The sequence below is a fragment of the Deinococcus proteolyticus MRP genome, assembly GCF_000190555.1.
GTDB lineage: Bacteria > Deinococcota > Deinococci > Deinococcales > Deinococcaceae > Deinococcus > Deinococcus proteolyticus.
Genome location: NC_015161.1, coordinates 2,105,947 through 2,118,079, shown reverse-complemented (window position 1 = coordinate 2,118,079; position 12,133 = coordinate 2,105,947). Strand labels below are relative to the sequence as shown.

Sequence of the window (12,133 nt, the reverse complement as noted above, 5' to 3'; positions counted from 1 at the left end):
GATTCAGGACATGCGGCTAAAGGTGCCGGGCGGCGAGGTAGCGGTGCGCCGGCTGCGCCATGTCCCCGGCAGCCCGGCCGACACCCGCGCGCCGCTGGTCTTCCTGCACGATTCGCTGGGCTGCACGGCCACCTGGCGCGACTTTCCGCAGGCGTTGGCCGGAGCGAGCGGCCGCCACGCCCTGCTGTACGACCGGCTCGGGTACGGTGGGTCAGACCCGTTCAGCCGGCCCCGCACCCGCGACTACCTGACCCATGAGGCGCAGGCGGTGCTGCCGGCCGTGCTGGACGCCGCCGGAATGGAGCGGGCGGTGCTGTTCGGGCACAGCGACGGGGCCTCTATCGCGCTGCTGGCGGCGGCCCTCTGCTCAGAGCGGGTGGTGGGCGCGGTGGCCGAGGCCGGGCACATCTTTAACGAGGACGTAACCCGGCGTGGCGTGGAGGCGGCGGCGCAGGCGTACCACACCACTGACATTGCCGAGCGGCTGGTCAAATACCACGGTGACAAGGTGCCCGCTCTTTACCGTGCCTGGACCGACACCTGGCTGGCCGAGGACTACCGCGACTGGACGGTAGAGCCGCTGCTCTCAGGCGTCGTGGCCCCGCTGCTGCTGATTCAGGGCCGGATGGACGAGTACGGCAGCCTGGAACAGCTGTGGCGCACTGCCGCCGCCGCTCAGGGGCCGGTGACTGTGCAGGTGCTTGCCCGCTGCGGCCATACGCCCCACCGGGAGGCGCGGGAAGCGGTGCTCAAAGCTGCGACACACTTCCTGACCGGTCTTGACTGAGGCTAGATGACGAGAGCCACAACGCCTGTTTGACTTGTCCCTTGACCAAGTCTTGAACTCCCTGTGACCCAAAGGTGACATATCTCATGCTAAAGTCGCCGCAAGTTGAAAGCTTATTGCCTTCGTTCCCTGAAATCTCCGCCGCCCCAGTTCTGGGAAGCCGGCCAGGGACGCGGCGCTGACGACTTTAACTCTGACCCTGTGGGGCTGCCTTGTGGCGGCCCCCTTTGTTTTGGAGGTGCCCTATGACTCTCGAATCCCAGTACAAGACCCTGCCCAAGCTGCTCAAGGTGAGCGAAGTGGCCGACTTTACCTGCACCCACGAGCGCACCGTGCGCCGCTGGATTCGTGACGGCCGCCTGCGCGCCGTGGAAGCCCCGCAGGGCGTGAGAATCCACCGCCGCGCCCTGTGGCGTTTCCTGGGGTTGGACCTGGAACTGAGCGCATAAGCGGCCCCGGCCCCCGCAGGATTCGGTATATCCGGACGTTCTGCACGCCTGCATGTGGATAGAGCCCCTACACTGGGCCTATGCCTACCACCCTGTCCGAGCGCCTCAGCCGCGAGCTAGAGGGCCTGCGCGAATCCGGCCTGCTGATTTCTCCCAAGGTGCTGGAGACACCCAACCGGGCACACACCCGCATTGACGGCCGCGACGTGCTGAACCTGGCCAGCAACAACTATCTGGGCTTCGCCGACCATCCGGCGCTGAAAGAGCGGGCCGAAGCTTACTTGCGTGAGTGGGGCGCGGGCGCAGGGGCTGTGCGCGGCATTGCCGGCACGCTGCGTATCCACGAAGATTTCGAGCAGCAACTGGCCGAGTTCAAGCACACCGGCAGCGCGCTGGTGCTGCATTCCGGCTTCACCACCAACCAGGGCGTGCTGGGCGCCTTGCTGCAGCCGGATGACCTGGTCATCAGCGACGAACTGAACCATGCCAGCATCATCGACGGGCTGCGGCTGACCAAAGCCACCAAAAAGATTTTCAAGCACGCCGACATCGCCGACCTGGAGCGGGTCTTGCAGGAGAACGACAGCGACGGCCTCAAGCTGGTCGTGACCGACGGCGTGTTCAGCATGGACGGCGACATCGCACCGCTCGACAAGATCGTGGAAGTGGCCCGCCGCTACGGCGCCGTCACCTATGTGGACGACGCTCACGGCTCCGGCGTGCTGGGCGCAGACGGGCGCGGCACCGTGCACCACTTCGGCTTCGAGCATGCCGATGACGTGATTCAGGTGGGCACGCTGTCCAAGGCCTGGGGCGGGGTGGGCGGCTACGCGGCCGGTCATGCCGACCTGCGCCAGCTGCTGATCAACCGGGCGCGGCCCTACCTGTTCTCCACCGCGCAGCCGCCCGCCGTGGTGGGTGCCCTCTCGGCCGCACTGGAAGAAGTGCAGCGCGACCCCAGCCTGATGGAGCGCCTGTGGGACAACACCCGTTATTTCAAGGCGGGCATCGAGGCGCTGGGCTTCGACCACATGGGCAGCCAGACTCCGATTACGCCCGTCGTGTTCGGTGAAGCGCCCGCCGCCTTTGAAGCCAGCCGCCGACTGCTGGAGCGCGGCATCTTTGCCACCGGTATCGGCTTCCCCACGGTGCCGCTGGGCAAGGCCCGCATCCGTAACATTGTCACTGCCGAGCATACCCGTGACGACCTTGACCGGGCACTGGAAGCGTACAGCGCCGTGGGCAAGGAGCTGGGCGTCATTTAAGAACTGGAGGCAGGGGTCAGGCGTGCGCCAGCAGGGACACGCTGCGGCGTGCCACTGCCCTACCATGTCCCCATGACCAACCCCCACCACCCCCACAGCAAACCGGCCGTGGGTGACGGCCAGGACAAGGGCGCCGATGTGCAGGCCATGTTCGCTGCTATCGCGCCCCGCTACGACCTGCTCAACCGTATTCTCAGCCTGGGTGTGGACCAGACCTGGCGGTACGCCGGCGCCCGTGAGGCCCTTGCCAAGGCGCCGCGCCGCGTGCTGGACATTGCTACCGGCACCGGCGACTTTGCGCTGATGCTCAAGCGGCGTGCTCCTTACGCGCAGGTGACCGGCAGCGACTTCGTGCCGGAAATGCTGGAGATTGCCCGTGTCAAGGGCCGGCAAGCTGGCCTAGAGGTGACCTGGGAAGAGGGCGACGCGCTGGCCCTGCCCTACCCGGATGCCAGTTTCGATACGGTCACCTGCACCTTCGGCTTTCGCAACTTCAGCGACTACGCTCAGGGCCTGGCCGAAATGTACCGGGTGCTGTCGCCCGGTGGCCGGCTGGTCATTCTGGAATTCCCACCACCCGCCGAGAACCTGTTCGGGCGGGTGTACCGGCTGTATTTCCAGCAGGTGTTGCCACGTATCGGGGGGCTGGTCAGCGGGGACAGCAGCGCTTACACCTACCTGCCCGAAAGTGTGCTGGCCTTTCCCGAGCCGGAAGAATTGCTGAAGATGATGCGCTGCGCCGGCTTCAGTGCCCGCTACCGGCCGCTCAGCGGCGGCATCGCCGGGATGTGGGTGGCGGACAAGCGCTAAGCGGCCAGCGGGAAAGCCGGGTTTCCAGAGTTTTGTAAATTTGTACAGATTTCTGTAGCATAGGTCCATGCTGAAACCTTTGCTGTCTGTCTTTGTGCTGGCGCTGGCTGTAACTGCGTCAGCTGCGGCCCAGTCCGGTCCTGCTGCTCCTGCTTCCACCTCAGCCCAAGCCGCAGCAAAGGCTGAAGTTGACACGCTCTCGCTGCTGCTCACCCTGCTGCGCGAAAGGCCACAGGACGTGGCGCTGAGCGTGTATCCAGTCACGCCGGGTCAGCCGCTGCCCGCCCCGCTGCTGGCCCACAACGCCGCCCAGCCGATGCCACTGGCGAGTTCGTTCAAGATCGTGGTGCTGGCGGCCTACGCGCAGGCGGTGGCGGCCGGCGAGCTGGACCCGCAGCAGCCGGTCACGCTGGCCGAATGGGAAAGTTTCTACGTCTTGCAGGACGGTGGCGCCCACGCGGAGGCCCTCAAAAGCCTGAACATTCCCGCCGATGCCTTTGGGCGTGCCAAAGACGGCACGCACGCGGTGCCGCTGGATACCTTGGCCCGCGCCATGATTCAGTTCAGCGACAATGCTGCCACCGACGTTCTCCTGACCCGGCTGGGCCGTGGACGGATAGATGCAGCGGTGCAGCGCCTGGGCCTGAGCGGACAGCAACCGGTAGCTCCGGTGTCCGGTGTGTTTGCTGCCTGGAGCGCTCCGAGTGCCGCTGAACTCCTTACGCTGTCCCCGCAGCAGCGGGCCGACCGCTTCTGGCATGAGGCCGCGCAGTTGGCTGCCTGGCCGAGCCGCCGTCAGCCAGCGCGCATCATCTTCACGGCGCTCCAGAAGGACGCAGCGCTGGGCCGGCAGCTGCAAAATTCCACTTTTCCGGCCGGTACCACTGCCGACTACGCCCAGCTGATGGCTGGCGTGCTGGGCGCGGATACCGGACAATTCTCTGCGGAAGAACAGGCAGTGATGCGCCGGCACTTAGGCTGGCTGACCGAAGTGAGTCCTGAAAATGCCGCCGTGTTCAGCGCCATCTATCTCAAGGGGGGCAATCTGGACCAGGGCGTGCTCACCCAGAACTACGCGCTGACACCCTCGCAGGGTCCCAACGCCGGGCAGAGCATAGCGGTCAGCCTGTTCTTGCGCAATCTGCCCTCCGAACAGGCGCCCCCGCTTCAGGCAGCGCTGAACGAATGGATGCTGCGCCTCGCCTACGACCCGGTCGCGCAAGCGGCAGTGCGGGAAGCGCTGAGGCCACTGCCTTGACAGCTCCACCTTGCCCCGGTGGTCTAGACTTGGCGGATGAGTGATGACGGCCTCCCGCTGGAGCGGTTGACCCGCCTGGAAGCGCGGCTGGCGGCGTTGGAACAGCAGATAGAAGCCCTGCAGACGGATCTCCCTACGGCCGCCCGATCCGGGACGGCCCGGCCCAACCCCTCTGAAGACCGCGCCTGGGCGCTGCTGACCCTGCAAGAACAGTTGCCCGGCGGCGCGGTGCTGTTTGCCGGGCACGCGCAGCTGGGCGCAGGCGGCGACTGGGTGTGGCAGGAAACCCACCCGGTCTCTGCCCTGCTGGACCGGGACTGGTCGGCGGTGTCTGCGTCCCTAGCGGCGCTGGGGCACCCGCTGCGGCTGGCGTTGCTGCGGGCGGCACTGGAAGGACCGCAGGCTGCGTCGGTGCTGGGCGAACAGGTGGGCCTTAGCGGTGGGCAGCTATACCATCACCTGCGCGAACTCCAGGCAGCTGGCTGGCTACACGCCCACGCGCGGGGGCCTTACCGCGTGCCGGGTGAGCGCGTTATTCCCCTGCTGACCGTGCTGGCTGCCTGTGGGCTGCGTGAAGCTGGCCCCCCACCAGAGCCCAGCCCAGCACTGTAGACCCCAAAAAAAACTCCCCCGGCTGGGGGAGTTTGACGTACAGGGCGTGCTTAGACGCTCAGCACCTGGCGGCCGTTGTAGTAGCCACAGCTGGGGCACACGTGGTGGCTCAGCTTCTTGGCGTGGCACTGGGGGCACTCGCCCAGGGCGGGCATGCTCAGGGCGTGGTGGCTGCGGCGCATGTCGCGCTTGCTCTTGCTGGTCTTCTTCTTAGGAACGGGCTTCTTGGACATGGTTCAACTCCTTAGGGGTATTTTGCCGCTGGGCAGGGGGCCGGTGTTCCCCCTGCCCCGAGCGTCTGGAGCCGGTGCGGTAGCGGCCAGCAGCGCTCTTTGTGGTCTTGCCGGGGGGCCTCGGGCGGGCGGGCCCGGACCTTTCTCGCCGTCTCCTGAAATCTTCAGGCGCGAGAGAACAGCAGGCAGTGTAGCATAGCCGCGCCCCTCACGGGTATCCCCCTCTTTCCCCAGCGGGGCACCTGGTCATGGGCCGGTAAGGTGGGCGGATATTTTGTCCCGCCTCCGTCCCATACACTGGGAACCCGTACACTGCGTACACTGGGAAGCGGTGCCCCCCGGCGGCAGGCCGGATTTCCGGGAACCCGGAGGTCTCTGGCCGCGTACAGGAGCGCAGAAGCTCAACCGGACCGACCACTCAGAACGACTGTTTATTCTGGCCCTGTCGCCTGCCGGCGCTGGGGGCCAGCCAGAAAGCGAGAATATGACCAAGAAATTACTTCTCATCGCAGGCGGCGCCCTGCTGCTAACCGGCTGTGGAAGCACCGGCCCCATCCCCCCTTTCGGGCACACCCTGACTCAGGACTGGATCACCGCCGACTTCGACGGCCAGCAGGGCAGCGAGAGCATCTCCCGCACCAATCTGGCCGACATCGTCTTCAACAACAAGGGCGAAATTATCGGCTGGTACGTCAAGAATTATGCCGGTTCACCCTATATCAAGGAAAATGCCGACGGCACCTACGACTTCACGGCGCTGCAGAACGAGCGCGGCATCATCAACCTGGTGAATGGCCCGGCCCTGCAGATTCAGGCCGAAAACCTTGACCCCAAGGCTCCGGTGACCGCGCAGGAACCGCAGCTGTCGAACAATGGAGAGACCAATGAGCAGGTGGCCGTGTTCCGCTACGAGCAGGGCGGCGTGCCGGTCACCAAGACGGTCACCATTCATACCCGGAACTACCTGATCAACGTCAAGACCGAGGTGGGCGGCGGTACCCAGAACTACCAGATGCTGCTGCCTGGCCTGGGCAACGACGGCAACCCGCGCGTGCGGGCGCTGCCGCAGGTGGGCGAGGTGGCGACGGTGCAGGGTGCCGGCGTGACCACCGTGGAAAACATTCGTTACGCCGCCATGCAGCATGTGCCGCCCAACCAGATGTCCCCGGCGATTCTGGTGCGCCCTGAAGGCGGCACCCGCGTGGACGCCCAGATGACCGGCGGCAGCAACGCCCTGCTGACCCTGGGCCTGAGCGGAAACAGCTCGGTGGACGTATACGGCGGCCGCAATGAGCTGATTCACCTCAAGCAGACCGGCTTCTACGGAATGCCCGGTGTCTTCGACCCCAACTGGTTCGGGCACATCAGCCTGGCTATCGTGTCGCTGATGGAACTGCTGCACCGCCTGGTGGGCGACTGGGGCATCGTGATTCTATTGATCGCCGTGCTGCTGCGTCTGGTGATGTGGCCGGTGATGCAGGCGCAGGCCCGCACCACTGCCAAGATGCAGGTGCTGCAGCCCAAGATGAAAGAAATCCAGGACCGCTACAAGGATGCCAAAGACCTGGAGTCCCAGCGGGCCATGCAGATGGAAATGGCGGCGCTCTATAAGGAGCACAACTTCAACCCCGCCGGTTGCCTGAGCAGCTTCCTGCCGCTGCCGGTGCTGATTGCCCTGTGGTCCACCATCCGCAACTTCGAGTTTGACTCGGGCTTCCTTTGGATGCCGGACCTGGCGATTCCCGATCCCCTGTGGATTCTGCCAGCGCTGTACCTGATCGTGAACATGGGCCAGCTGTGGGTCAGCACCCGCCGCACCCCGGAAATGTTCAAGCAGCAGGCCTTCATGTACCTGTTCTTCGTGTACTTTGCCCTGATTTTCCCGGCCGGGGTCAGCATCTACCTGATTATTTCCACCGCCATCGGTATCCTGCAGCAGTTCATCGTGAACAAGCAGGTGGAAGTGGAACTGGCACGCTCCGGTCAGACCGTCCAGAAGACGGCGCCGGCAGCGTCCGCCAAGCGCAAGAACAGCCGCGTGATTGACGCCCCCAAGGACTGAGCTTTCCAGCGCCTTCTGACCTCCCCCACAGTGGGGAGGTTTTCTTTTGGTCGCTTAGCGTCCGGGGGCCGTATATCTGCCAACCAAGGCCAGCTCCGCAGATCATGGGCGGGGGGCAGCAGGCAATAAAAAACCCGCTCACTCGGAGCGGTTATGTTCACTACTCTAGCGCGCTATGCAGTATTCGTCAAGGTTATCCGGGGGCAGGCCGGAATTTACCACCAGCCCCGCCGCCGGAACACCCAGGTAAGGGCGGCAGCCACCAGCACGAAGCTCAGCCAGGCCAGCGCATAGCCGAAGGGCCAGTGCAGTTCGGGCATGTGCTCGAAGTTCATGCCCCATACCCCGGCCAAAAAGGTCAGCGGTAGGAATACGGTGCTCACGGCGGCCAGGGTGCGCATCACTTCGTTCATGCGCTGGCTCTGCACGCTGGAATAGATGCTGAGCAGGTTGGTCAGGTTGTCGCGGCTGGTATCCAGGCGCTTGCACAGGCGGTTCATAGAATCGCGCACGTCGCGGAAGCGCAGCAGGTCCTCTTCCGACGCCGAGGCGTGCCGCGCGAGCAGCACCAGGGCGTCCTGGGCTTCCAGGCACAGCCGCCGCGCCTGAGTCAGCCGCTGCTTGAGCCCGAACACCGTCGGAACCAGCCGCTTCTGGTGCTGGTCCTGCTGCTCCCCGAACATGCCCAGCTCCAGCTCGTCAATGCGGTCTTCGAGATTGTGGACGAATTCGGCGTAGCTGCGTGCCCCTTGGTCCAGCAGCCGAAAGGCGATATCTCCGGCAGAGCTGGCCGGGTCGTGCTCCAGCGTAGCGCGGACCTCGGCCAGGTACGCGGGCTCGTCCGAGCTGAGCGACAGCAGGCGGTCGCTGTACAGAAACAGGGTCAGGCGCTGGGATTCTTCTCCCAGTTCTTCCGGACTGCATAGGAAGCGGAAGGTGAGCACGTCGCCCTCGGGATAGCTGCTGTAGTGGCTGGGGTGCCCTTCCTCCAGGGCGTCTTCCAGGGCCAGTTTGTTCATGGGGAAACTGGCTTGCAGCTGCTCCAATTCCTGTTCACTGGGCTGCGCCACATGCACCCAGATGTCGGCCGGTGGCCTTCCCGGCAAGGGGTCCAGCAGCTTTCCGGTAAAATCGGCGGCCTCAATCACCCGCTCAGTCTAGTGTGAGACGGTACAGCGTGAGACGGCCCGGTATGGCACAGCCCTGTATGGCACGGCGCAGTGTAAGAGCGGCCCGGCGGCAGGCAATAAAAAACCCGCTCACTCGGAGCGGTTATGTCTATTACTCTAGCGCGCTATGCAGTATTCGTCAAGGCTATCCAGGGCTCATGCTGTTCGGCGCCTGTGCCCACCTCAACCTTCAGGGGTGTCCGTGCCGGTCCAGACCGGGCCGGCCGGCTGCTGCTGGGTGAGGCAGTGGAACGACCCGCCCCCCTCGATAATCTGGCGGCTGGGCAGGCCGATGACCTCGCGGCCGGGGAACAGGGGCCGCAGGATCTCCAGGGCCCGTTCGTCGTTGGGGTCGCCGTACTGCGGCACTGCCACAAAGCCGTTGCCGATATAGAAGTTGGCGTAAGTAGGCGGCAAGCGGCCTTCGGCTCCTTCCAGCCGGTTCGCGGGCAGCGGCAGCTCCACGATGTAGAACGGTTGACCCTGCGCGTCGGTCATCTGCCGCAGTTGCTGCAGGTTGCCGGCCATCACGGCATGGTTGGCGTCGGTTTCGTCCTCGGCCACGCTGGTCACGATGGTGCGCGGATCCGTGAAACGGGTGATGGTGTCAATGTGCCCGTCGGTGTGGTCGTTTTCCAGACCGCCGTCCAGCCACAGCAGGTTGCGCACGCCCAGGGTGTCATTCAGCAGCGCCGCATAGCCTTCTTCGGTCAGGTCAGGATTACGGGTGTCGGTCAGGAAGCAGGAGCGGGTGGTCAGGCCCACGCCGTCCCCGGTCACTTCCAGGCCGCCGCCTTCCAGCACTTCGGGGCGGTCCCAGTGGCCCATACCCAGGTGCTCGGCGACATATTCGGGAATGCGGTTGTCGTTTTCCCACTCGAACTTGCCGCCCCAGGAGTTGAATTCCCAGTTCACCAGGGCCACTTCGCCGGCAGCGTTCCGCACGAAGATGGGGCCATTGTCGCGCACCCAGGAATCGTCCAGGGGCACCTGATGGAAGGTGACATTGGCGGCGTCTGCGCCCAGGCGCTCGCGGGCGTCGGCTTCGCACTCGGCACTGCGGCACAGCAGCTCCACCGGCTCAAAGCGGGCGATGGTCCGCACCAGCTCGGCATATTCGCGGCGCACACCCTCCAGGTGGCCGAACCACAGCTCATCGTCAGCGGGCCAACTCATCCAGGTGGCCACGTGCGGCTCCCACTCGGCAGGCATGGCAAAGCCCAGGTCACGGGGCGCGGGGTCAGCGGGGGTCAGATGCTTCATGGCTTCTATTAAATCACTTGCGTTCTTCCGCCTGGCTTTTCCCTACCGGGTCACTGCCCGATGTGGAAGGCCAGTGTCTGCGGGCCGGGAGCCAGGCCCAGGCGGCTACAGGTCAGCCGCGCCCCGGCAAAGTTGAGGCGCTGGCCGCTGTCGCAGCTGGCTTGCCACTCTTGCAGCAACTGGTAGGTGGGCTGTTGCCCCAGCAGCAGCGCTGTAAAGTCGGCCGCTATTCCTGCGGGCGTGCCCGGTTGGCCGTACTCCTGCGGCGTGAAGGAAGCCTGCGCCCCGGCAAAGTTCAGGGCGGCCCCCACCACCCGGCCCTGCGAAGTGTAGACCTGAAGCTGTGGGCCTGGTCCCGCCCCGGCCGGCGCAGTGGTGTACACGAACTCCCAAACGGAGCCTGCGATGGGCTGCCGTCCGGCCGCTTGGCAGTGGTTCGCTTCGCAGAACTGGGTGCCCTGCACGGCGACGGGCCGGTTCAGCAGACCCGCCGCCTGGGCCGTGCCGGATGCCAGGACGCCCAGGGTCAGCAGCGCTGGGATGAAGTGCTTTGCCATAGCCCTTAGCCTTTCAGTCTTCTCTGAAACCGGGGTGAGCGGCCCGGATGGCTGGGTTCCATCACTCACCCTGACCCGGTGCAAGGCGACGTGCTGACCCTGGAGGAGCTGGCAACCTTCCTCAAGGTCAGCGAAACCACCACTTACAGCCTGGTTCGCAGCGGCGAACTTCCAGGCCGCAAGGTGGGGCGTGAGTGGCGCTTTGTCCGCTCGCAGATTCTGGCCTGGCTGATGTCGGGCACGGAGGGCAATATGGCAGAGGCCAATGGCATGGTTCAGCTGGGCGAGGACGGCGGCGAGTACAAGGTAGAAGGCGGCCGCGAGTATGTGGCGATGTGGCTGCCCCTCACCCGCCAGGAAAAGGCCGCTCAGGTCGAGAAGGCGGCCCGTGAAGGGGTGATGCTCAGCGAGCTGGTGGCGGACTATCTGCGGGATTGGGCCAAAGAGGACTGAGCCGAGGACATCACGCAAAAAAGTGGATGGGGGAAGGCAGTCCCGTGAGCCGCCTTCCCCCATCCCCTTCCCAGGGTTACTGCTGGCTCAGCCAGTCCTGCGCCACTTTGGCGGCGTCCTCACCGTTCACGGCAATGCGGCCGTTCAGCTCGGCCAGGGTGGTTTCGTCCAGCCGCGCAAACACAGGGTTCATCACGTCGGCAATCTGGGGGAACTTGTCCAGTGTCTCCTCGCGCACCGTCAGGGCGGGCTGGTACACCGCCACGGCTCCTTCGGGGTCGGTCAGGGCTTTCAGGCCCAGGGCGCTGATGGCGCCGTCGGTGCCGTAGGCCATCGCCGCGTTCACACCGCTGGTGCCCTGCGCGGCGGCGGTTTCGGTCTGGGTGGTGTTGCCACCGGGCACGATCACCAGCTGGTCCGGGGTAAGGCTAAAGCCGTAGGTGGCTTCGAAGGCTTTGAGGGCGTCGGGGCGGTCCACGAACTCCTGGCTGGCGGCCAGCTTCACCTTGCCGCCGCCGCTGACCCAGCGGCCGAAGTCGGCCATGGTCTCCAGACCATTTTCCTCGGCCAGTCCCTGCGGCACGGCCACGGCCCAGGTGTTGTTGGCCGGAGCGCGGTCCAGCCACACGATGCCGTTCTCGGCGTCCAGCCGCTTGACCGTGTCGTAGGCCTGCTGGGCGTCACGGCTCACCGCTTCGTCAATCCCCGCGCCCGCCTCGTTCAGGATATAGATGGCGCTGCCGGTGTACTCGGGGTACAGGTCGATTTCGCCCTGTTCCAGCGCCTTGCGGACCACGTTGGTCGCGCCGGTGCTGCACTTGTCGTTTACGGTAAAGCCTGCGTCTATCAGGCTCAGCTTGGTAACCTGGCACAGCAGCGCGCCCTCGGTGTCAATCTTGCTGCCCACGGTGACGGTGCCGGTCTGGCCAGTGGCCGCCGTGCTGCTGGCTGCCGGGGCAGTGCTGGAAGCCGCGTCGCTGGCTGTCTCGGTAGTCGAAGCGCTCTGCTGGGTGGTGGCCGTAGAAACCGTGGTGGCCGTGGTGGTCTCGGTCTCTTTTTGCGGAGCGCAGCCGGCCAGCAGGGCGGCGCTGAGGGTCAGGATGACGGGTGCGGTTTTCATGATGTGCCTCCAGGGGCTGCGGGAATACAGGACAGGGATGGGCTAGGGCTGCTTGTGGTGGCACGGCCCAGGAAAGGTAGAGGCAGGTCAGCACT

At 65.3% G+C, this 12,133-nt stretch carries 13 protein-coding genes; 8 read left to right on the top strand and 5 right to left on the bottom strand.

The window, feature by feature from the left end; translation table 11 throughout:
• Window positions 1-10 precede the first annotated feature (10 nt).
• The 6 genes from DEIPR_RS10140 (at window position 11) to DEIPR_RS10115 (ending at window position 5,181) form a co-directional block, all read left to right on the top strand.
• On the top strand, window positions 11-787 hold the full coding sequence (locus DEIPR_RS10140; protein ID WP_013615737.1) for an alpha/beta fold hydrolase: 777 nt from the start codon (window positions 11-13) through the stop codon (window positions 785-787).
• 245 nt (window positions 788-1,032) lie between these two features.
• On the top strand, window positions 1,033-1,236 hold the full coding sequence (locus DEIPR_RS10135) for a helix-turn-helix domain-containing protein (RefSeq protein ID WP_013615736.1): 204 nt from the start codon (window positions 1,033-1,035) through the stop codon (window positions 1,234-1,236).
• Window positions 1,237-1,316: 80 nt separating this feature from the next.
• Entirely contained in the window at window positions 1,317-2,501 is a 1,185-nt protein-coding gene (locus tag DEIPR_RS10130) for a glycine C-acetyltransferase (protein ID WP_013615735.1), read from the top strand.
• A gap of 72 nt (window positions 2,502-2,573) precedes the next feature.
• Complete coding sequence (gene ubiE / locus DEIPR_RS10125) at window positions 2,574-3,311, top strand: bifunctional demethylmenaquinone methyltransferase/2-methoxy-6-polyprenyl-1,4-benzoquinol methylase UbiE (protein ID WP_013615734.1); 738 nt, start codon at window positions 2,574-2,576, stop codon at window positions 3,309-3,311.
• A 67-nt stretch (window positions 3,312-3,378) separates the two neighbouring features.
• The gene (locus tag DEIPR_RS10120) at window positions 3,379-4,569 is read left to right on the top strand and encodes a serine hydrolase (protein WP_013615733.1); all 1,191 of its coding nucleotides are present in this window, start codon (window positions 3,379-3,381) and stop codon (window positions 4,567-4,569) included.
• Window positions 4,570-4,605: 36 nt separating this feature from the next.
• Entirely contained in the window at window positions 4,606-5,181 is a 576-nt protein-coding gene (locus DEIPR_RS10115) for a helix-turn-helix domain-containing protein (protein WP_013615732.1), read from the top strand.
• A 50-nt stretch (window positions 5,182-5,231) separates the two neighbouring features.
• On the opposite strand, the gene rpmF is transcribed toward DEIPR_RS10115, so the two are convergent.
• Entirely contained in the window at window positions 5,232-5,414 is a 183-nt protein-coding gene (gene rpmF, locus DEIPR_RS10110) for a 50S ribosomal protein L32 (protein WP_013615731.1), read from the bottom strand.
• Between the two features lie 484 nt (window positions 5,415-5,898).
• Here rpmF and yidC point away from each other — a divergent pair, with 484 nt between their 5' ends.
• Window positions 5,899-7,476 carry a membrane protein insertase YidC gene (yidC, locus tag DEIPR_RS10105; RefSeq protein ID WP_041222948.1) on the top strand — a complete coding sequence of 526 codons (1,578 nt, stop codon included), beginning with the start codon at window positions 5,899-5,901 and terminating at the stop codon, window positions 7,474-7,476.
• Between the two features lie 215 nt (window positions 7,477-7,691).
• Here yidC and DEIPR_RS10100 read toward each other — a convergent pair whose 3' ends face one another.
• The 3 genes from DEIPR_RS10100 to DEIPR_RS10090 all read right to left on the bottom strand — a co-directional run bounded on the left by DEIPR_RS10100 (window position 7,692) and on the right by DEIPR_RS10090 (window position 10,465).
• Window positions 7,692-8,624, bottom strand: a complete 933-nt coding sequence (locus DEIPR_RS10100) for a magnesium transporter CorA family protein (RefSeq protein WP_013615729.1) — start codon at window positions 8,622-8,624, stop codon at window positions 7,692-7,694.
• Between the two features lie 204 nt (window positions 8,625-8,828).
• Window positions 8,829-9,908: an agmatine deiminase family protein gene (locus DEIPR_RS10095; protein WP_013615728.1), complete on the bottom strand. Its 1,080-nt coding sequence runs from the start codon at window positions 9,906-9,908 to the stop codon at window positions 8,829-8,831.
• Between the two features lie 50 nt (window positions 9,909-9,958).
• Window positions 9,959-10,465 carry a hypothetical protein gene (locus DEIPR_RS10090; RefSeq protein ID WP_013615727.1) on the bottom strand — a complete coding sequence of 169 codons (507 nt, stop codon included), beginning with the start codon at window positions 10,463-10,465 and terminating at the stop codon, window positions 9,959-9,961.
• Window positions 10,466-10,543: 78 nt separating this feature from the next.
• Here DEIPR_RS10090 and DEIPR_RS10085 point away from each other — a divergent pair, with 78 nt between their 5' ends.
• Window positions 10,544-10,918, top strand: a complete 375-nt coding sequence (locus DEIPR_RS10085) for a helix-turn-helix domain-containing protein (protein WP_041222096.1) — start codon at window positions 10,544-10,546, stop codon at window positions 10,916-10,918.
• Window positions 10,919-10,994: 76 nt separating this feature from the next.
• On the opposite strand, the gene DEIPR_RS10080 is transcribed toward DEIPR_RS10085, so the two are convergent.
• A complete protein-coding gene (locus tag DEIPR_RS10080; RefSeq protein WP_013615725.1) occupies window positions 10,995-12,038 on the bottom strand; it encodes an ABC transporter substrate-binding protein in 1,044 nt (347 codons plus the stop codon).
• Window positions 12,039-12,133: the final 95 nt, after the last annotated feature.

Coding starts and splice junctions, on each gene's coding strand:
- yidC (WP_041222948.1), top strand. CDS start 5,899: ATGACCAAGAAATTACTTCTCATCGCAGGCGGCGCCCTGCTGCTAACC.
- DEIPR_RS10135 (WP_013615736.1), top strand. CDS start 1,033: ATGACTCTCGAATCCCAGTACAAGACCCTGCCCAAGCTGCTCAAGGTG.
- rpmF (WP_013615731.1), bottom strand. CDS start 5,414: ATGTCCAAGAAGCCCGTTCCTAAGAAGAAGACCAGCAAGAGCAAGCGC.
- DEIPR_RS10090 (WP_013615727.1), bottom strand. CDS start 10,465: ATGGCAAAGCACTTCATCCCAGCGCTGCTGACCCTGGGCGTCCTGGCA.
- DEIPR_RS10080 (WP_013615725.1), bottom strand. CDS start 12,038: ATGAAAACCGCACCCGTCATCCTGACCCTCAGCGCCGCCCTGCTGGCC.
- DEIPR_RS10140 (WP_013615737.1), top strand. CDS start 11: ATGCGGCTAAAGGTGCCGGGCGGCGAGGTAGCGGTGCGCCGGCTGCGC.
- DEIPR_RS10120 (WP_013615733.1), top strand. CDS start 3,379: ATGCTGAAACCTTTGCTGTCTGTCTTTGTGCTGGCGCTGGCTGTAACT.
- DEIPR_RS10095 (WP_013615728.1), bottom strand. CDS start 9,908: ATGAAGCATCTGACCCCCGCTGACCCCGCGCCCCGTGACCTGGGCTTT.
- DEIPR_RS10115 (WP_013615732.1), top strand. CDS start 4,606: ATGAGTGATGACGGCCTCCCGCTGGAGCGGTTGACCCGCCTGGAAGCG.
- DEIPR_RS10130 (WP_013615735.1), top strand. CDS start 1,317: ATGCCTACCACCCTGTCCGAGCGCCTCAGCCGCGAGCTAGAGGGCCTG.
- ubiE (WP_013615734.1), top strand. CDS start 2,574: ATGACCAACCCCCACCACCCCCACAGCAAACCGGCCGTGGGTGACGGC.